This window comes from Mesorhizobium sp. M1338 (genome assembly GCF_040318045.1).
Classification (GTDB): Bacteria; Pseudomonadota; Alphaproteobacteria; order Rhizobiales; family Rhizobiaceae; genus Mesorhizobium.
Map to the genome: position 1 here is coordinate 97188 of NZ_JAMYLL010000010.1, position 19436 is coordinate 116623.

The 19436-nt window shown below is 59.0% G+C and carries 16 protein-coding genes and 5 pseudogenes; 14 read left to right on the forward strand and 7 right to left on the reverse strand.

The window, feature by feature from the left end:
* Positions 1–370: 370 nt before the first annotated feature.
* Positions 371–1396, reverse strand: coding sequence for a LysR family transcriptional regulator (locus NKH19_RS12685; RefSeq protein WP_023736282.1), 1026 nt, complete (start codon positions 1394–1396; stop codon positions 371–373).
* A gap of 237 nt (positions 1397–1633) precedes the next feature.
* Between NKH19_RS12685 and NKH19_RS12690 the strand changes: the two genes are divergently transcribed.
* From NKH19_RS12690 to NKH19_RS12730, 9 genes and pseudogenes are all read left to right on the forward strand, one after another.
* Positions 1634–2227: a NodA family N-acyltransferase gene (locus NKH19_RS12690; RefSeq protein WP_023736281.1), complete on the forward strand. Its 594-nt coding sequence runs from the start codon at positions 1634–1636 to the stop codon at positions 2225–2227.
* Positions 2224–2883, forward strand: coding sequence for a chitooligosaccharide deacetylase NodB (nodB, locus tag NKH19_RS12695; protein WP_023760354.1), 660 nt, complete (start codon positions 2224–2226; stop codon positions 2881–2883). Before NKH19_RS12690 ends, nodB begins: the two co-directional genes overlap by 4 nt.
* 14 nt (positions 2884–2897) lie before the next feature.
* Positions 2898–4256, forward strand: a complete 1359-nt coding sequence (gene nodC / locus NKH19_RS12700; protein WP_352675662.1) for a chitooligosaccharide synthase NodC — start codon at positions 2898–2900, stop codon at positions 4254–4256.
* Complete coding sequence (gene nodS, locus NKH19_RS12705) at positions 4253–4900, forward strand: nodulation methyltransferase NodS (RefSeq protein WP_502910919.1); 648 nt, start codon at positions 4253–4255, stop codon at positions 4898–4900. Before nodC ends, nodS begins: the two co-directional genes overlap by 4 nt.
* A 34-nt stretch (positions 4901–4934) precedes the next feature.
* A pseudogene (locus NKH19_RS12710) lies at positions 4935–5180 on the forward strand (carbamoyltransferase N-terminal domain-containing protein); the annotation flags it as partial.
* Positions 5181–5223: 43 nt separating this feature from the next.
* Positions 5224–6135 carry a nodulation factor ABC transporter ATP-binding protein NodI gene (gene nodI / locus NKH19_RS12715; RefSeq protein ID WP_023736276.1) on the forward strand — a complete coding sequence of 304 codons (912 nt, stop codon included), beginning with the start codon at positions 5224–5226 and terminating at the stop codon, positions 6133–6135.
* A gap of 3 nt (positions 6136–6138) precedes the next feature.
* On the forward strand, positions 6139–6927 hold the full coding sequence (locus tag NKH19_RS12720; protein ID WP_023736275.1) for an ABC transporter permease: 789 nt from the start codon (positions 6139–6141) through the stop codon (positions 6925–6927).
* Positions 6928–6993: 66 nt separating this feature from the next.
* A complete protein-coding gene (locus tag NKH19_RS12725) occupies positions 6994–7944 on the forward strand; it encodes a LysR family transcriptional regulator (protein ID WP_352675657.1) in 951 nt (316 codons plus the stop codon).
* 30 nt (positions 7945–7974) lie between these two features.
* A pseudogene (locus tag NKH19_RS12730) lies at positions 7975–8235 on the forward strand (hypothetical protein); the annotation flags it as partial.
* A 29-nt stretch (positions 8236–8264) separates the two neighbouring features.
* Here NKH19_RS12730 and NKH19_RS12735 read toward each other — a convergent pair.
* A pseudogene (locus tag NKH19_RS12735) lies at positions 8265–8645 on the reverse strand (hypothetical protein); the annotation flags it as partial.
* 210 nt (positions 8646–8855) lie between these two features.
* Here NKH19_RS12735 and NKH19_RS12740 point away from each other — a divergent pair.
* The 5 genes and pseudogenes from NKH19_RS12740 to NKH19_RS12760 form a co-directional block, all read left to right on the forward strand.
* Positions 8856–9364 (forward strand): annotated as a pseudogene (locus tag NKH19_RS12740) (beta-barrel domain-containing protein); the annotation flags it as partial.
* Positions 9365–10093: 729 nt separating this feature from the next.
* Complete coding sequence (locus NKH19_RS12745) at positions 10094–10894, forward strand: calcium-binding protein (RefSeq protein WP_031213793.1); 801 nt, start codon at positions 10094–10096, stop codon at positions 10892–10894.
* A 397-nt stretch (positions 10895–11291) separates the two neighbouring features.
* Entirely contained in the window at positions 11292–13067 is a 1776-nt protein-coding gene (locus tag NKH19_RS12750) for a type I secretion system permease/ATPase (protein WP_352982214.1), read from the forward strand.
* Positions 13042–14355: an HlyD family type I secretion periplasmic adaptor subunit gene (locus NKH19_RS12755; RefSeq protein ID WP_352675652.1), complete on the forward strand. Its 1314-nt coding sequence runs from the start codon at positions 13042–13044 to the stop codon at positions 14353–14355. The genes NKH19_RS12750 and NKH19_RS12755 overlap by 26 nt, the downstream gene beginning before the upstream one ends.
* A gap of 630 nt (positions 14356–14985) precedes the next feature.
* Complete coding sequence (locus tag NKH19_RS12760) at positions 14986–15471, forward strand: hypothetical protein (protein WP_352871532.1); 486 nt, start codon at positions 14986–14988, stop codon at positions 15469–15471.
* A gap of 164 nt (positions 15472–15635) precedes the next feature.
* Here the strand turns inward: NKH19_RS12760 and NKH19_RS12765 are convergent, their stop codons facing one another.
* From NKH19_RS12765 to NKH19_RS12785, 5 genes and pseudogenes are all read right to left on the reverse strand, one after another.
* Complete coding sequence (locus tag NKH19_RS12765; RefSeq protein WP_352871533.1) at positions 15636–16850, reverse strand: NAD-dependent formate dehydrogenase; 1215 nt, start codon at positions 16848–16850, stop codon at positions 15636–15638.
* A gap of 746 nt (positions 16851–17596) precedes the next feature.
* Complete coding sequence (locus NKH19_RS12770) at positions 17597–18517, reverse strand: complex I NDUFA9 subunit family protein (protein WP_352871535.1); 921 nt, start codon at positions 18515–18517, stop codon at positions 17597–17599.
* Positions 18518–18683: 166 nt separating this feature from the next.
* On the reverse strand, positions 18684–18911 hold the full coding sequence (locus NKH19_RS12775; protein ID WP_352871537.1) for an antibiotic biosynthesis monooxygenase family protein: 228 nt from the start codon (positions 18909–18911) through the stop codon (positions 18684–18686).
* Positions 18912–18919: 8 nt separating this feature from the next.
* Entirely contained in the window at positions 18920–19309 is a 390-nt protein-coding gene (locus NKH19_RS12780) for a 4a-hydroxytetrahydrobiopterin dehydratase (RefSeq protein ID WP_352871539.1), read from the reverse strand.
* A gap of 52 nt (positions 19310–19361) precedes the next feature.
* Positions 19362–19433, reverse strand: a pseudogene (locus NKH19_RS12785) (hypothetical protein); the annotation flags it as partial.
* Positions 19434–19436 lie beyond the last annotated feature (3 nt).

A 19436-nucleotide genomic window follows, 5' to 3' on the forward strand; every position in this document is an offset into this window, starting at 1 on the left:
GATCGGCCACGCGTTCAGGCAGAAGCGCGGGGTCAATTGCCTGGGTCCGCAGCGTCAAGCTCGACCGGCTTCATTGCCAAGTGCCCGACTTTCTCGGTGCAGGGGACTGTCGTCGACGCCAGTAGCCGAGCGAGGCTGGCACAGATGATCGACCACGTGGACCGCCATCTCCTCGCCTGGCCGCGCGTGAAAAGCCGCGGCAAGGCCTGCGACGTTGGCATTTAAGTGGGGCTGAGCATCTTCTGGGACTCCGCAAGGAAAATCGGAGGCGGCAGTCAATTCAGTAGCAACCCCGGGCGTGTGTTCTGCTCGTTCCTGGCCCTCGTACTTGACGATCAACTGCGCCGCTCTGCTGGGCAAGGCCCGGTGTTTAAGTGGGGCTTAACATCTTCCGGGACTTCGCACGCGAAATCGAGGTGGCAGTCGGTACCAACAACCGCAAGGTCGGATCGGCGTGCCCGAGACGCTCATTGATTTCAGGCAAAGGCGCCAGGCTAGATGCCTCCTGCAACATCATTTCCCGCATCCACATGCTTGCCGGATCAGTATTGTGAAGCTCAGGCCATTGGACGGCCTCCGTGAATGCGGGAGGAGGAAGTGGCGGCGGAAGTTGGACAATCCGCAGGGGTGTTGTTTTTGCGAAATGCTGCGCCAGCCGTAAGGGCATGGTCCCGATGCGGTTGCTGCCTGACAGGACGGGCGCGATCAGGCTAAAGCCCTGTACGACGACCTCGACACGTCTCTCGAAACCGTGCTCGAGCAAATACCATTCCTCCATGGTGGGCTGCCGGGTGTGCCTGAATTTGAGCACGACATGCCCCATGGACAAGTATCGCTCGAATGTAAGTGGCTCTGACAGCTGCTTGTTCGTGCCGCAGCCTACGCATACGAGCATATCTTCGAACAGGACTGCGCGAGGATGTTTCGACATGAACACTTCCGGCATAATCAGAAAATCAAGGTCGCCGCGCCGGAGAAGCTCCTCGGGGTCGTCGCAAATAGGCAGACATTCAAAGCGAACGGCGGGAGCTTCCCGCGCAGCACGCTCTACGATCTTCTTAAAAAATACGAGCGTGATGTAATCGGAAAGCATCATTCGGAAGAGACGATCCGATTGGGCCGGGTTGAAAGCGTCGGAGGAAATAATCGATAGCTGGATGTGCAGCAATGCCTCCCGGACTGCTGTGGCGAGCCCGTCGGCGCGCGGTGTCAAAATGAGCTCGCGGCCGTTCATCGTAAATAGCTCATCGTTGAAATAGGCGCGTAACCGAGCAACAGCGGCGCTCATGGCCGGCTGGCTCAGGTTGATACTGCGAGCCGCGGCAGTGACTTTACGCTCCCTCATCAGAGCGTCCAGCACAACGAGGAGATTTAGATCGAGTCCCTTGAAACGCATGTCATGTTCTATCCAACGTGTGGATGCGTATCATTCAAACAATCAATTTTACGAATTTACGAGCCATGCATTAGAGGAACGTTAATGAGCGACGTCAAGCTCAAATCGACGACACGGGCCGGAACTTCGAGAGAGCGTCTGGCTCACCTTCGCCAACGACAACGGCTGAATGCAGCCAACAGCGCCGCTTTGGTCGGGTAATGCGGCCGCAAAAACTAATATGAAGAGAGGTCCTGAATGCGCCACCAGGTGCAGTGGAAGTTGTGCTGGGAAAACGAATTGCAGCTCTCCGATCACGTTGAGCTCGCCGAGTTCTTTCGTGATACGTACGGGCCGACTGGGGCGTCCAACGCAGAACCGTTCGAAGGTAGTCGAAGCTGGGCCGGAGCCAGGCCTGAACTCCGCGTGATCGCCTATGATTCAAGTGGTGTAGCGGCTCACATGGGCATACTGCGCCGTTTCATCAAGGTTGACGCGGTCGACCTGTTGGTGGCTGAGCTGGGCCTGTACGGGGTACGCCCGGACCTTGAGGGTCTCGGAATCGCCCATTCAATCCATGTCATGCTTCCAATACTGCAGGAGCTTGGCGTTCCATTCGCTTTCGGAACGGTCCGGGACGCGCTGCGGAATCATGTTGAGAGGTTCGGGCGGCGATACAGGCCTTTGGCCGTTTTGTCGGGAATTCGCGTGCGCTCGACCCGACCAGAGGCCCGCCTCGACCTGCCGCCCACACGCATCGATGACGCACTCACCATTGTTCTGCCGGTTGGACGGCCGATCAGCGAATGGCCCACGGGCACGATGATAGATCGGAACGGACCAGAGCTATGAGCCGTCCCGATTGCTTGTACGAAGTGCGCCGTGAGTGCTCTGACGGCACCGGCCGTCGCAGCGTTTATCTGACGTTTGACGACGGTCCCAATCCACTTTTCACACCGGAGATTCTCGATGTGCTGGCAGAGCAGCGGGTGCCGGCGACTTTCTTCGTCATCGGCGCCTACGCCTTAGAGCACCCAGATCTAATCCAACGGATGGTCGCAGAAGGGCACGAGGTAGGCAACCACACGATGTCTCATCCGGATCTGTACCAATGCGGTTTCGGCGAAGTGCAACGTGAGGTCTTTGAAGCGAACGACGCCATCATGAGAGCGTGCCCGCAGGCCTCGGTGCGCTATGTTCGCGCGCCCTACGGCGCCTGGAGCGAAGAAGTCTTCACAGCCTCACAGATCGCCGGGCTGGCGGCCCTCCATTGGTCCGTCGACCCTCGAGATTGGTCTCGCCCTGGGGTCGACGCGATTATCGATAAAGTGCTCGCCTCTGTCCGGCCGGGCGCAATCGTACTCTTGCACGACGGATGCCCTCCCGGCGAGTTAAGCCAGGGCGCTCACGCCGGTCTGCGCGACCAGACGGTCACGGCGCTGTCCCGGCTGATTCCAGCATTGCGTGAGCGCGGATTTGTAATCCGCTCACTTCCTCAACATCACTGAACAAACGAGATCCCATGACTCTTCTTGGTACAACCAGCACTGTGGCCATATCGCTTTATGCGCTGCTCTCAACTGCTTATAAGAGCATGCAGGGGATTTATGCTCTGCCGACAAACGACTCATCGGCGTTGGAGGTTCTCGTCGGCTCCGATCAACTGCCCAGCGTGGATGTCATCGTCCCCTGCTTCAACGAGGATCCGCGCACGCTTTCAGAGTGCCTGGCTTCCATTGCCGACCAAGAATACGCCGGAAGACTTCGGGTCTATGTGGTTGATGACGGTTCTGGAAATCGCGAAGCCTTAGGAACTGTCCACGAAGCCTACGCGCGCGACCCCAGGTTCGACATCATTTTGCTTCCCGAGAATGTTGGAAAGCGCAAGGCGCAGATCGCCGCGATACGCCGCTCATCAGGGGATCTGGTGCTTAACGTTGATTCAGACACGTTACTCGCGTCCGACGTCATTGCCAAGCTTGTACCGAAAATGCGAGATTCAGCGGTCGGCGCAGTCATGGGTCAGTTGACGGCCAGTAACCGGACCGAGAGCTGGCTGACTAGGCTGATAGACATGGAGTACTGGCTGGCTTGCAACGAGGAGCGCGCGGCGCAGGCTCGCTTCGGTGCCGTTATGTGCTGTTGCGGCCCATGTGCCATGTACCGCCGGTCTGCGCTCCTTTTATTACTGGACCAGTACGAGTCGCAGTTTTTTCGGGGCAAGCCAAGCGACTTCGGTGAGGATCGCCATCTTACTATCCTGATGCTGAAAGCAGGCTTTCGAACCGAGTACGTTCCGAGCGCCATCGCGGCCACAGTCGTCCCGAACAGACTCGGACCGTATCTGCGCCAACAACTCCGTTGGGCACGAAGCACATTCCGGGACACGCTGCTTGGGCTGCGCTTGCTGCCCAGCCTAAATAGCTATCTCACGTTGGACGTGGTCGGACAGAATCTCGGCGCGCTACTCCTCGCCGTATCGGTATTAACGGGCCTCGCACATTTCGCACTGACAGGCTCTGTGCCTTGGTGGACAGGACTGATGATTGTGTCCATGACCATGCTCCGATGCAGCGTGGTAGCAGTTCGTGCCCGACAGTTTCGATTTCTGGGCTTTTCGCTGCACACGTTCATCAACATCTTTCTCTTGCTTCCGTTGAAAGCCTACGCGCTGTGTACATTGAGCAATAGCGATTGGCTGTCGCGAGGCTCTGCTGTCGCTACATCGAACACTGGGGGAAAACAGGCCCCCACCCAAACTCCGATCACTGGTTCCAGCAGGGCAGAATTCTCGCCGCATGCGGCTCCGCTTCGCAGGCTCAATCTTGCGCGGGATTCTTCGGAATTAGTGCTGTCGGGCAACATTTGCGGCGACGAGTGATCGCTAATTACCTAGTGGACGAGAGGTGCACGAGTTTGACCCCGAACGTGAATCATCAGTTGCTTGATCGGGAATTGGCCGCAGACGATCCGTGGCTTCTCGACGGCAATCCGTTCGAGCGGAAGCGCCACACGCAAATGCTCCAGCTGGCGCTTGCCCAAGGCTCCATTTCAAATGCCCTCGAAGTCGGGTGCGCTGCCGGCGCATTCACGGAAAAACTAGCCCCCTACTGCCAAGGGCTCACCGTCATCGATGTCGTGGCGCAAGCGATTGCTCGAGCACGTCAACGGATAAACGAGCCGTCGCGCATCAACTGGATAGTCTCCGATGTTCAACAGTTTTCGACCGACGAGTTGTTTGACCTGATCGTTGTGGCGGAGGTCCTCTACTATCTCGAAGACATAGCCGAGATGCGCGCGGCCGTCAAAAACCTGGTGCGGGTGCTTGCGCCTGGCGGGCATCTGATCTTCGGATCGGCAAGGGATGCTAATTGCCGTCGCTGGGGTCACGCCGCTGGTGCTGAGCCGGTCATCGCCATGCTGAACGAAACGTTGATCGAGGTAGAGCGTCTTGAGTGTCGGGGCGAGTCGGTCAACGAAGACTGCTTGCTCGTCCGTTTCCGAAACCCGCTTTCCGCTTCCTGATGATCGAATCTATCGCCGTTAACCTGGAGACACTATGCGCATCTTTGGTATCAAGCTGACCCATGATGGGGCGATCGCCCTGGTCGAGGATGGACGGCTCGTCTTCTGCGTTGACCAGGAAAAGCGGCACAACGATCCGCGTTACCAAGCCATCGATAATCTCTACGCAATTGTCGCCGCTTTACCGGAACAGGGGCTAAATCCTTGTGACGTCGATCAGTTCGTTATCGACGGCTGGGATGGCGAAGACGAGTCACAGTTTCAGGTCCGGCAGGCAACCAAGCAACCGCCAGTCTTGGCGTCCCTCTCGGTAAAATGAACCCATGTCCATGGTAGCGATCGATCTTACTGACGTAAGCAAAACTTATGACAAGCTCGTTGTCGACAGACTGTCGTTCCGCGTTGCGGCGGGGGAATGCTTCGGGCTCTTGGGACCGAACGGCGCGGGCAAAAGCACGATTGCGCGTATGGTCCTCGGCATGACATCGCCCGATGCGGGGAAGATTACTGTGCTCGGCGTTCCAGTGCCGGCGCGCGCGCGTTTGGCACGTATGCGCATCGGCGTGGTCCCGCAGTTCGACAATCTTGATACCGCGTTCACTGTACGCGAGAACCTGTTGGTGTTCGGGCGCTACTTCCGGATGAGCAGACGCCAGATCGATGCGGTCATACCATCGCTGCTTGAGTTCGCCCGCCTCGAGAACAAAGCGGATGCGCGCGTCGCCGAACTGTCCGGCGGCATGAAGCGGCGCCTGACGCTCGCGCGTGCGCTGATCAATGACCCGCACTTGCTGGTGATGGACGAGCCGACCACCGGCCTCGATCCGCAGGCCCGCCACCTGATCTGGGAACGGCTGCGATCGCTGCTGGCGCGGGGCAAGACTATTCTTTTGACTACCCATTTCATGGAAGAGGCCGAGCGGCTGTGCGATCGGCTGTGCGTTATGGAGGAGGGGCGCAAGATCGCCGAAGGCCGCCCGTCCGCACTCATTGACGAGCAGATCGGCTGTGACGTGGTCGAGGTCTACGGCGGCAATCCGCATGAACTGGGTGCGCTGATCCGGCCGTACGCACAGCGCATCGAGGTGAGCGGTGAGACGCTTTTTTGCTATGCACCCGATCCGGAGCAGGTGCTGGCGCAGCTACGCGGGCGCGCGGGTCTACGCCTTCTGCAGCGTCCCCCCAATCTCGAGGATGTGTTTTTGCGGCTAACCGGGCGCGAGATGGAGGACTGAACAATGGGCGAACGTTATGCGGCGGGCATGCCCGCCAATGCGTGGAATTGGGTCGCGGTTTGGCGCCGCAACTATCTTGGATGGAAGAAAATCGGGCTTGCATCGGTGCTCGGCAACCTCGCCGATCCGATGATCTATCTGTTCGGTCTCGGCTTTGGAATCGGAACAATGATAGGTCCTGTTGAGGGCACTTCGTACATTGCGTTTCTCGCGGCTGGCATGGTTGCCACAAGCGCGATGGCATCGGCGACCGCTGAAACGGTTTACGGGAGTTTCGGCCGCATGGGCGACCAGCGCACCTGGGAAGGAATGCTATGCACTCAGCTGACGCTCGGCGATATCTTACTCGGCGAATTGGCCTGGGCAGCCACCAAGGCCCTGATGGCGGGCACAGCAATCACTATTGTTGCGACCACGCTAGGCTACGCATCGTGGCCATCCATCCTCTGCTTGCTGCCAGTCATCGCTCTCAGTGGCCTCGCCTTCGCGAGTCTAGCGATGGTCGTCACGGCGCTTGCGCCCAGTTATGAATATTTCATATTTTATAATACCCTTGTTATAACACCCATGCTCTTCCTTTGCGGCGCGATGTTTCCGGTCAACCAATTGCCCGGCGCTTTTCAGGACGTCGCCTCCTTGTTGCCCCTCGCACATGCAATTGACCTCATTCGTCCGGCGATGCTTGGCCGTCCGGCCGGCAGCATGGGCCTGCATATCGGCGCGCTTTGCATATACACGGTTTTGCCGTTCTTCCTATCGGTTGCTCTGTTTCGTCGTCGGCTGATGCGTTGACGCTCTCACCATTCGTGAAATTGATTGTTTGGGCGATACCCATCCACGGGTCGGATAGGTCAATGCATGCGTTTTAAGGGACTCGATCTAAATCTCCTCGTTGTGCTGGACGCTTTGATCAGGGAGCGTAAAGTCACCGCCGCAGCCCGCAGTATTAACCTGAGTCAGCCGGCCATGAGCGCCGCCGTCGGTCGGTTACGCGCCTATTTCAGCGATGAGCTATTTACGATGAACGGCCGCGAACTCATTTTGACACCGCGCGCGGAGGGGCTCGCCACAGCAGTCCGGGAGGCATTGCTGCACATCCAGCTGTCGATTATTTCCTGGGACCCCTTTAACCCGGTCGGATCGGATCGTCGTTTCCGCATCATCCTTTCCGATTACCTCACTCTCGTATTTTTTAAGAAGATCGTAAAGCGTGCTGCGCGGGAAGCTCCCGCCGTCCGCTTCGAATGTCTGCCTATTTCCGACGACCCCGAGGAGCTTCTCCGGCGCGGCGACGTTGATTTTCTGATTATGCCGGAAGTGTTCATGTCGAAACATCCTCGCGCAGCCCTGTTCGAAGATATGCTCGTATGCGTAGGCTGCGGCACGAACAAGCAGCTGTCAGAGCCACTTACATTCGACCGATACTTGTCGATGGGGCAGGTTGTGCTTAAATTCGGGGACACCCGGCAGCCCTCCATCGAGGAATGGTATTTGCTCGAGAACGGTTTCGAGAGACGTATCGAGGTCGTCGTACACGCCTTTAGCATGATCCCGCCCCTTCTATCAGGCACCAGCCGCATCGGGACCATGCCGTTGCGGCTGGCGCAGCATTTCGCGAAATTAACACCCTTGCGGATTGTCGAACTTCCGCCGCCACTTCCTGCCGCATTCACGGAGGCCATCCAATGGCCTGCGCTTCACAATAATGATCCGGCAAGCCTATGGATGCGGGAAATGATGTTGCAGGAGGCATCTCGTATGATTGCCCTGCCTAAGAGCACCGGACGTCTCAGTTGTCGGCCGAATTGAGAAACTGACCCCTCGGTTATAAGAGGAGGCATGGATGGCGATTGGGATTGGGCGATTCCTGCATTGTCGAGAACGATGCAGGGAGAGCAGATCCTTCAGCCTGAAGAGGTGGCAGCGATGCTGCGGCGGCATGAGGTTGGCGGGGAACCGACGGGCGAAGGAATTCGGTGCGCGCGCAACACCGTGCATCGGCATCTAAGCGAGGGCGGGACTGTTCCGTTTCGCAAGCCCGTGCGGCCGACGGCGTTTGACGGACTGGACGATTGGCTGCGGGAGCGCTTCTTCCCCCATGGGTCGAGCCGGATGACGATCTCGACCCGCTCCAGATGCACCGGGAACGCCTTGCGCGGTCGCGCAGCACGTCGCGGCTCGCCTGTCGGACTTGCGGCCTTGCGGCCTTGCGGCCTCGAGTTCGGACTCAATCGCGCCGAGCCCGGTCTGGATTCGAAGGCGAAGGCCTCCTGGGCACGTTCGAGCTTCTCGGAGCTGCGACCGAAGCGCCGCGCTCCAGCTGCTTGACGATCCCTGAAGGTCGGCGAGCCTCTCCTGGGCACGCTCGTTGAGTGTCGCCATCCGGACGATCTCGGCCTTGAGTGTTCGCTCCGGAGTTGTTGCAGTTCGGCCTTCTCCGCCGCCATGGGGACGAATATCGCCTTGAGCGGAACGATTTCGTGGAGACGGGCCAAAGCGCTTCTCTTCATGACGCCGACAAAAGCTTATTTTGCACGGCCAGAGGCCCGCCTTTTGCGCCTGAGTCACGTCGCCACGGCCTATCCGGCCGACGTCGGACGCCGTCTCCGTTCGGCTTAAGCGCGCCAGTCCATGCCTTCGACGAGCGCCATCAGTTGGGCGCGGCAAGCCGGATCACGCCGTTCTCCACCCGCGGCCAGCGGAACTTGTCCTCGTCCAGCGAGGCGCAGGTCGGGGAGTATGGTGAGCGCAAGGTGGCGGCTGAACAGGAACTGCGACGGATCGATATCGTGGCGCCGCAGTCAGGCACCATTCAACAACTCGCAGTTCATACGCTCGAGTGATTACGCCCGCCGATCCGATCATGCTAATCGTGCCGGAAGGCGACGATCTTGCGCTGGAAGTACGGATCACCCCGAAGGACATCGACCAAATCCAGCTTGGTCACAAGGCCGTGCTGCGGATGTCAGCCTTCAATCTGAGAACCACGCCGGAATTGAACGGATATGTCAGCCGGATCGCAGCTGATCTGGCGACGGACGAAAAAAACGGCATTTCGTATTACCTAGTGCGTCTATCGGTTCCGCATGCGGAACTGACGAAGCTCAAGGACCTAACGCTCGTGCCCGGCATGCCGGCCGAAGCGATGGTCCAGACGGGCGAGCGTACGGCGCTTTCCTATTTTGTGAAGCCGCTGTCGGACCAAATCAGTCGGGCATTCCACGAGTAATGAAAGCAATTCTGTTAGCTTGGCGTAGGCCGCGTCGCGTAGAGCCCGTGCGGCCGACGTGTGGAAGCTGTCGTTCCGAGATCCTTGAACTCTCGGCTCGCGCGAACGCGCTCCCTAATGTTCCATTGCTCGCAATGGGCAGTGCTGGCGAGATACTCGGCAACACAGCCCTATGCCTGTTCTTCCGAGGCCGGCTTGACGGTGAGCGAATGCGTAACGCAGCTGTGAGGACCCGTCAGTTGTCGTTTCAGCTCGGCTTCGGTCAACTTCGACAGCCTGTCGGCGAAAGGTGCTATCACGAGACCATTGGCGGCAAATTGCCCTCCCCTTGTTGCGCGGTAGCAGCATGCGTGTCGGGGAAGGAACCGTCTCCGGCCCCCCCCCCCATTCATCGCTGAGCCGCGCCGTACCCGCCGCCACCGGAACTTGTCCACGTCCAGCGCTTACGGTGCGGGTATGCCGGCGTCGAGCAAACAGGGAGAGGTTTGGGCCCAACCAGGGCGGCCGGTTACCAAGTTTTACTCGTCCGCTTGAGTGTGAATGTTCGGGTCGATCGTCTGGGCGCGTCCCCGCCGCCTGCGAGCCCGCTACTGCTCAGCGGAAGGGCGAAGTGAACGTGAATGCATCCATTTCGTAAATGTGTGTCTATCCAAGCAATCGATTTCTCTAATTACCCGATGAGCAATATGAACGCGTCAGGCAGGGTGCATCATCAGGAGTATTTTTTCGATGGCAAACATTATCGAGGGTAGCCCGGATGCCGAAACACTCCTCGGCACCAAGGGTGAAGATTGGATGGAGGGTTTCCAGGGCGGTGACTGGATTGACGGTCGTGGCGGCAACGACGAGATCTCGGCTGGCCCGGGCAGTGACCGAGCCCTTGGCGGCGAGGGTAACGACCGCATCTTCGGCGGAGATGGCTGGGACGATCTCTCCGGCGACAACGGCCGCTTCAACGCGCGCATCTCCGGTGAGGACAATGACAGGCTCAGCGGCGGTCCCGGCCAGGATGTCCTCTACGTGGGTGACGGCCAGGATACGTTGACCGGGGGCACCGACAATGACACGTTCGTGTTCCAGTTCCACAATCCGGTGCCTGGGGTCGATCCGAGTGTCGGGTCGAAGCCGGACATTACCACTATCACCGATTTCAACCCGGCGGAGGACAAGTTCGCCTTCGATGCGGTGGGCCTCTACAACGACGGTTTTGGCGCGAACTTCGTCAACAACGCCAGTATACAGTCCGGCTACCCGGTGAGCAGCTTCTACAGTGGCGCGGCCTCGGGTGCGAACGGCGAACATGTCGTGGTAATCACTGGCGAATCTTTCAACTCTGCTAATGAGGCAGCGCGTGCGATCTCCGGCGAGCACGCCGGCGACATCATTGTCTACCAAAGCAGCTACACCGACAGAGTCGCAACTCTGGCCTATGTCACCGCCGACGGCAGCGCGCACGAGTTCGCCCACCTGGGCGGTGTGGTCACCGTGGCCGACCTAGGCCTGACCGCGTCGGACTTCACCTTCGTTTGATCCAGAAAACCGATACGGAACCGCGCCCCGCCCCCCTGGGCGGGCGCTTTCCCGTTTCCGCTACTTGCCATGGGCCGGGGCGGCCGAGGGGCGCCCGGGAGCAGTTGCAGCGTGGATAGCTTGACGAAGCCCTGCGCGTCGCGCTGGTCGTGCACCGAAATCTCCTGAAAGTGTGGAGGCGGAAGCCTGTCCGGGCCCTTGCGGCCGGCCACGATGACGTTGCCCTTCCAAACCTTCAGCCGGACGGTTTGTTGACCCGCTCCATTAAATGCCGGGACCAAACATATTCGGCGGGAGCACTGATCCTGAACCAGCGAGCGGATGCAGTCGGTCGCCGGTCGGGGAGCAATATGGGGCTGAGTCGCCAGCCTCCGGAACTTACGTGAGAAGCCATTCCTTGAAGGATTCAGCTTTGAGACCTTTCCCTCTGAGTTCCGCTATTTGGGGCGTTGTGTTGATCAGCGGCGCGGTCAACGTGCTTGCGCTGATCTCGCCGCTGTTCATGCTTCAGGTCTATGACCGCGTTCTGGCAAGTGGCAGCGTATCGACGCTGGTGGGGCTCGTCGTGCTTGCTGCGGGGCTTTATGCGTTCCAATGCCTGCTCGACATTTTGCGCGCCCGCGTGCTGCTGCGGATTGGCGAGCGTTTCGATGGAGAGTTTTCCGGACGCGTTCACGATGCGATCGTTCGCCTTCCGCTTTCAACGCGCATGCCGGGCGACGGCTTGCAGCCGCTTCGCGATCTCGACAATGTTCGCGGCTTCTTGGGTGGAAACGGTCCGACAGCGTTCTTCGATCTGCCATGGATGCTGTTTTATCTTGGCATTTGCTTCCTCCTTCATTTCTGGATCGGCATGACGGCACTTATCGGGGCGGTCGGCCTCACATCTCTGACACTCCTTGCCAACACTCTCTCGCAACGGCCGATAAGCGATACCGTTGCCCACAACATGGCACGCAATGGTCTGCTGCAAGCAGCGCGTTGCAATGCCGAGGTCGTGCGAGCTCTCGGCCTTGGAAAGCGGATCGCTGCCCGATGGCAAAAGGCCAATGCCAAGTATCTGGCCGCCAACCGGAAAGCTGGGGACTTGGCAGGTGGGCTGGGTGCCATTTCAAAATCGCTGCGCGTGCTGCTGCAATCGGCCATTCTTGCCGTCGGCGCGTACCTTGTCATCAGACAGGAGGCTACGGCCGGGGTTATGATTGCCAGTTCGATCATGATGGGGCGTGCGCTGGCTCCGGTCGATCTGGCCATTTCAAGCTGGAAACCTTTCCTCATGGCGCGCCAGGGTTGGGCGCGGCTGGAGGACCTCTTGGAAAAGGTTCCTGAATCCGCTCCTGTTATGCCAATGCCTGCACCTGAACGCGAACTGCGCCTCGAAGGCGTGACAATCGTTCCGCCCGGCGAAAGGAAGCCGACCGTGACCGGCCTTGCGTTTGCCATTCAGGCGGGAAGCGCACTCGGGATCATCGGTGCATCGGGCTCGGGCAAGTCGACACTCTCGCGCGCCATCGTCGGCGCATGGGCGCCGGTCGCCGGAAAGGTTCGCATCGACAGCGCAAGCCTCGATCAATGGGACCGGGAAGCACTAGGCCGTCATATCGGCTATCTGCCGCAAGGTGTTGAACTGTTCGACGGCACCATTGCCGAAAACATTGCTCGTTTTGAAGATAATCCTGACCCTGAGGCTATTGTCGCCGCGGCGAAAGCAGCGGGCACGCACGAACTGATCCTCCGATTTGAGCACGGCTACGAAACTCCGATCGGTGAGGCCGGATCGGCACTTTCCGCCGGGCAGCGCCAGCGTATCGGTCTTGCCCGTGCTCTTTATCGAGACCCTTTCCTTGTTGTGCTGGATGAACCCAATGCCAATCTCGATGCGGAAGGCGAGGCTGCGGTCGTTAAGGCGATCGCCTCCGTGCGCGAGCGCAAGGGCATTGCGGTTGTCGTCGCCCATCGGCCGAGCGCCATCCGCGCCGTGGATTTGGTGTTGGTGATGGAAGGTGGACGGCAGCGAGCATTCGGTGCGCGTGATGAAGCACTTTCCAAAGTCCTGAAGGGGACAGCGATGGCACGAGGCGCTGGCGTCAAGGCCATCGAATCTACACAGGATCATGTGGGAGAGCGCGCTGACATGGAGGATCCCGGTGTCCGGCATTCATCAGAACAATGACGTTTCCAGCTCCATTCGCCGCCACCTGGTGGCGGGCCTTCTGGCGAGCGTAATCTTTGTGGGAGGAGCCGGAGCCTGGGCGGCCTTCACGAATCTCTCCGGTGCGGTTGTCGCGTCCGGACACTTTGTCGTCGATTCCTATGTCAAGAAGGTGCAGCACCCGACCGGCGGGGTGGTGGGAGAAATCCTGGTGCGCGAAGGCGATAAAGTGAAAGCCGGCGACATCCTCATGCGGCTCGATGCCACCCAGACGCGCGCCAATCTCGCCATAGTCACCAAGCGGCTCGATGAGCTCGCCGCCTACCAGGCAAGACTCGATGCTGAACGTGACGATCTCGCGGAGATCGCCTTCCCGGACTGGCTGCTCGTCCGAAGAGATGTTCCGGACGTAGCTTCGGCAATACATAGCGAGACGCTGCTGTTCGAATTCCGCAGACAATCCCGCGACGGAAAGCAGGCGCAACTGGCGGAACACATTACTCAATATCACCACGAGATCGAAGGATTCGAGGCGCAGGAAATTGCCTGTGAAAAAAGGATCGAGGTTCTCCTTAAGGAAATTGCTGTTCTGAGTGGGCTGCGCGACCAAGGCATTGTCTCGGACCAACGGTTGAACAGCCTGAAGATCCAGGTTGCCACTTTCGGTGGCGAACGCGGTGAGAAGATCGCACATCAGGCACAGACAGCAGCCCGCATAGCCGAAACGCGCCTGCAGATCCCGCAGATCGATCAGGATTTCAAGACCGAAGTCGGCCAGGAGCTCAGAGAGGTTCAGGCGCAGATCGGGGAGTATGGTGAGCGCAAGGTGGCGGCTGAACAGGAACTGCGACGGATCGATATCGTCGCGCCGCAGTCAGGCACCATTCAACAACTCGCAGTTCATACGCTCGGCGGAGTGATTACGCCCGCCGATCCGATCATGCTAATCGTGCCGGAAGGCGACGATCTTGCGCTGGAAGTACGGATCACCCCGAAGGACATCGACCAAATCCAGCTTGGTCACAAGGCCGTGCTGCGGATGTCAGCCTTCAATCTGAGAACCACGCCGGAATTGAACGGATATGTCAGCCGGATCGCAGCCGATCTGGCGACGGACGAAAAAAACGGCATTTCGTATTACCTGGTGCGTCTATCGGTTCCGCATGCGGAACTGACGAAGCTCAAGGACCTGACGCTCGTGCCCGGCATGCCGGCCGAAGCGATGGTCCAGACGGGCGAGCGTACGGCGCTTTCCTATTTTGTGAAGCCGCTGTCGGACCAAATCAGTCGGGCATTCCACGAGGAATGATAGTAATCCACAGAAATATATTGTTGGTATTTATGTTGGTTGTTCGCAGGCTACGTGGGTAGTAACATCCTGAAAGTACTGGCATACTTTCCTCACTTGGATTCCGCCTCTGGGCACCAAATATTTCTTAATAAATTCAATTGATTATACGTTGCCGAGCTAGTTAATCCGCCTTTACTATCATTGTCTCCTATGCCTTTATACCGTTTCCATACCGTCGAGAAGTCGATTCAGCCATAGCTACGACGGTCAACAAAGTTGGCTGCATAGCGCCGCGGAGACGTCTTTCGGGCCGTCGGCGAGACGTGGATCGACCCACATGCCTTCCCTCCGTAACGTCCCGAGGCCCCAGCGATTTGCAACCGCCGCAAGCGGAAGTGCCATCCCGGAGGCACGCGGTGACCCTTCCCTAGGCATCGACCTCAGTGGCCTCTCTCAAGGGCCTGAGCTAAATGCCGTGCGCCTATGACGCCATGGGCGGCTGCAACATTCGACGTCATATTTCTCCCCGCTAGCAGGCGGGGGCTGTTGATCCGAGGCACCGCGATCCTGACGCAGCCGACATCGGATCTGAAACACATGGGGTCGGGCCGCCCCCGGTAGTCGGCGCAATGCTTCGACAGTTTGCCAATGTTCCGCGAGATCCTTGCAGCTATCGGCGTCCCAGGAAAGATCTCCTGTCGATCACAGCCGAGGCCCTGCCTGCTCCTCGTCAGGATCATGCCACGGCACAATGAGATAGTTTTAGAGATCGTCCGGCGACGGCAGGCTTCCTCGCCGCCTGTCACGCTCAATGAACTGCACGAAATGGCAAAGCTCCTGGCGCTGCCTTTGCTCGACGGTCTCGATCTGCCGCAGCTTGACGCCTATCAGGCCTGGCTCACGGCCGAGCGCGAGGAGGCGCTGCAGCTCCGTCTCAGTGTGCTGGAGCGCATTACCCTCCACCCCGAGACCAGCGACCGCGACGCAGTCAAATGGCTGCGCCAGTGGCAACGCGCGGGCCCAACCTCGCAACAGGCTGCCGGCATCCTGGTTCCAACACTCAGGCGGCTCGGCCTTTGCCTTTGGTCGTCCTCAACTTCGAAAGGCGCAGCGACGTGTCAGTGGCCAGCTTGATGATGTTGTCGAACCGGCCAGCATCATCGTCCAATTTTTCTTGAGTTCGGCCTTGGTCTTTTCGTCAACCTTGGCAGCAGGACCAATGTTGATCTGCCTGTTGATCTGCCCCCCACGTCACCCTTGTCTTCTTCCCGTCCGAGTCGAGCGTAGCGGAAGTCGATCTAGCTCGGATCACTCCTGGCCTTGAAGCGTGCTGCCTCTTCCGAACCGCGGGTGGCGTCGCCGGCGCTGTAGGAATGCGCGCCAGCGCCGGCGAGCTTGCCGCCATCGACGATCAGATATTCCTCACGGATCGGCCGGCCTTCGAACCAGCATTCGAGAATTTCGCGGGTGCCCGCGGCGTAGCGCGCCTGGGCGGAGAGCGACGATCCTGAAATGTGCGGCGTCATGCCGTGATGCGGCATCGATCGCCACGGATGATCCTTGGGAGCCGGCTGCGGGAACCAGACGTCGCCGGCATAGCCAGCGAGTTGGCCACTCTCCAGCGCGCGGGCGATGGCGTCACGATTGCAGATCTTGCCGCGCGCCGTGTTTACCAGATAGGCGCCGCGTTTCATCCTGGCGATCATCGTCTCGTCAAAGAGGTTTTCCGTCTCCGGATGGAGAGGCGCATTGATCGTCACCACGTCGCAGACGCCGACCATGGATGCGGGGTCCTTGTGGAAGGTGACGCCAAGCTCTTTCTCGACCGCCTCAGGCAGGCGGTGGCGATCGGTGTAGTGCAACTTGACGTCGAACGGCTTCAGCCGGCGCAACACCGCGCTGCCGATCCGGCCGGCACCGACGGTTCCGATCTGCATTCCCTCGATATCGTAGGAGCGTGCGACGCAGTCGGCGATATTCCAGCCGCCTTTCACGACCCACTGGTAGGACGGGATGTAGTTGCGCACGAGCCCCAGGATCATCATGACCACATGCTCGGACACGCTGATCGAATTGCAGTAGGTCACCTCGGCGACCGTGATGCCGCGGTCCATGGCGGCCTGAAGATCGACATGATCGGATCCGATGCCGGCGGTGATCGCAAGCTTCAGTCTGCTTGCCTTGGCTATTCGTTCTTCAGTCAGATATGCCGGCCAGAACGGCTGCGAGATCACGATTTCGGCGTCAGCGAGCTCGCGTTCAAAAATGCTGTCGGGACCGTCTTTGTCCGAGGTCACTACCAGGCTGTGGCCCGTGCTTTCGAGAAATTTCCTCAGGCTGAGTTCGCCCGACACGCTACCGAGCAAGACCCCTGGTTCAAAGTCGATGGCCTTCGGCGTGGGAAGTGTCTGGCCGCCGGGATAGCTGTCGAGCTCTGGCAGGCCGTCCCGCGCATATTTTGTCGGATAACCGTCGACCGGATCGTCATAGAGGACGCAAACGACCTTTGCCATTGTGTATCTCCCTTCGTCTGACAACGAAGAGGAAAACGCTCTGTTGTTAGCGCTGCCGGCCAACGATGGTCAGCATCGCGATGCTCTGTTGAATTGCTGGTGGGGAGCAGACTCATCTGCCGGCGCTTCCTCATTCGGAAAGTTGTGCGCTATTGCGTATTACATGGAAGACCCGGGCATGGTTTCAAGTGCTGCGGGCGGCAGTGGTGCAGCGTTCAATTTCCCTTGTTTCAGACCGCGCGCACGGCCTGCTGACAACAAATGCTTGATGCGGACACTTCAGAATTGCCGAGGTCGGGCACCGTGCATCACTGACAGGCTCCTACTTCGCAGGCCTCAAAGGCTTCTGCATCCCCCCAAAGATTGCAAACAACCTGTTAGTCAGCGCTTATAAAGCAGAGGAATCTCGGATCGTTTGCCGCTCAGACGGTATTGCCGGGCCAGTTCGCAACGCTCACCAGCCAGCGCTACAAGGCTAGCCTTTCCACAATGCGGGCCGTTTGTTGCCTTTTTACAGAAGATACGAAAACGCCGCTCGACCGGAAGGGAGCGGCGTTTACCAAGTGTGGTGTCCTACCCTAGACGAGGTCGTGCGCCTTGAGCAGACGATAAACCGAAGCCTCATCGACGCTCGCCGCCGCCGGTATCGGCGTCATGAAGTTCGAGCGGGAATACTTCACCATGCCCTCGACCTTGCCCTTGTCGTTCCCCTTGGCGGGAGCGCACTAGCCGAAGAAGCTCTTTGATCAGTGATCCCATAATATCTCCTGGAGCATTTCCTCGACCGAGTACGGCGAAATTCCAAGTTCTCCAAATCCCGGTATCTCCGGCGATGACACGGTGTCGACCTGCATCAGTTCCACTTGATTCCGAGTGACGGGCGGGCTCGGGAGCATTTCGGCGAACCAAGCCAGCGCGTGCCAAGCGGCAAATGGGATTGGAATCAGTTTGGGCCTAAGACCGACTTCGTGCGCAACGGCTCTGAGAAATTCCTTGTATGAGTAGACGCGAGGACCGCCGCACTCATACGTGATCGCATGCGTTTCCGTCCCCTGCAGCACTCTTGCGGTCGCCTCTGCCACATCGCCCACATAGGCCGGCTGCAATCTCGTCAGGCCGCGACCGAACATTGGATAGATTGGAAGCCGGCGGAGAAGTTTGAGGATAATGGTGAGAAACGCGTCATCCGGTCCGAACATCACCGCCGGGCGGATGATAGTGGCGTCAGCAAACGCTGCACGCACCACCAGTTCGCCTTCGCCGCGCTTGCGGATGTAGAGCGACGGCGAGGCAACATCGGAGCCGATTCCTGAAACGTGAGCGAGCCGTTCGACGCCAGCTCGTTGTGCTTGAGCTGCAACCCGCCGGGCTGACTCGACATGCACGGAATGAAAGGTCTCCTGTCCCTGTTCGACATAAAGACTGACCGCATTTACAACACCGTAGGAACCGGCAAGTGCATCGGCGATCGCCCGCTCATCGTGGATATCGGCTTCGACCGCTTGAAGTTGCGGATCGTCAGAACCAAACAGCTTCTTGGCCCGTTCCGGATGTCTTGATGCAATCCGAACGAAAAACTCACCATCGCGGAGATGCCGAACAACGCGGCGGCCGAGAAACCCGGTTCCACCGAACACGGTGACGACGCGATGGTTCATGGCAGCCATGGCTTAGACTCTGTCAGCTCATGTCGGCCGTCTCGACCCGGCGATTCAGGTCATGTGGGCGGCACGCCTACTGACCACTATCTATCACTTGGGCTACCTCGTACAGATTGGGATCGATCTCGTCCGTCAACTGATCGAAATGACCCCACTCCTTGCGGAATTCCGGCTACTGATGAGCCGATCGCAGCAGATCGCGATTCTGCCATTGGACGTAGTTGACGATGCGCCGCCCGTCGAGGCTGCGATGCAGGCTGATTGAGATGAAGCCAGGCTGGCGCGCCATAAAGCGCGCTCGCTCGGTCATGACGGACAATGCCTCGGCCTGCTTGTCCGGTTCAGAATCGACAATGGTGATTTGGGTGACGCGCTGATTGTCGGTTCGGATGTGTGGCATAAACGACCTCACTTGATTGGCAATGGATTTGCCGTGTCACCGCCGGCGGTCGAGGGGCCCGAGCGATCGAGCACCCAATCGATCTTGCTCGCCATGATGAAATCGTTCTCGTGCAGTCCTTTTATCTTCTTGGTGCTCAGGGAAACCGTCACATAACCCCAGCCGAAGCTGATGTCGGGGTGATGGCCTTCGGTTTCGGCGAGCTCACCGATCTCCTGAACAAGGGCGAGCGCGTCCCGGAAATTGCGGCATCGAAAGCTCCGCTGGATGCGGTGGGCATCGTCACCCAGCTCCCAATCTGGAGCCTGTGCCTGGAAACGTTGGGCTTCATCACGCGTGAGCGGCGGGACGCCGCCGCGACAAGGCGTACATGTTTTCTCGGCAAGAGTGTCGGTCATGTTCTTGTCTCCAAGACCATTTTTTAGCAGCAGAAACGACAGCGACGAGCGCCTATCGATCGATCTCCCCGAACACGATGTCGAGCGAACCGATGATCGTCGAGATATCGGCTTGCATGTGCCCGTG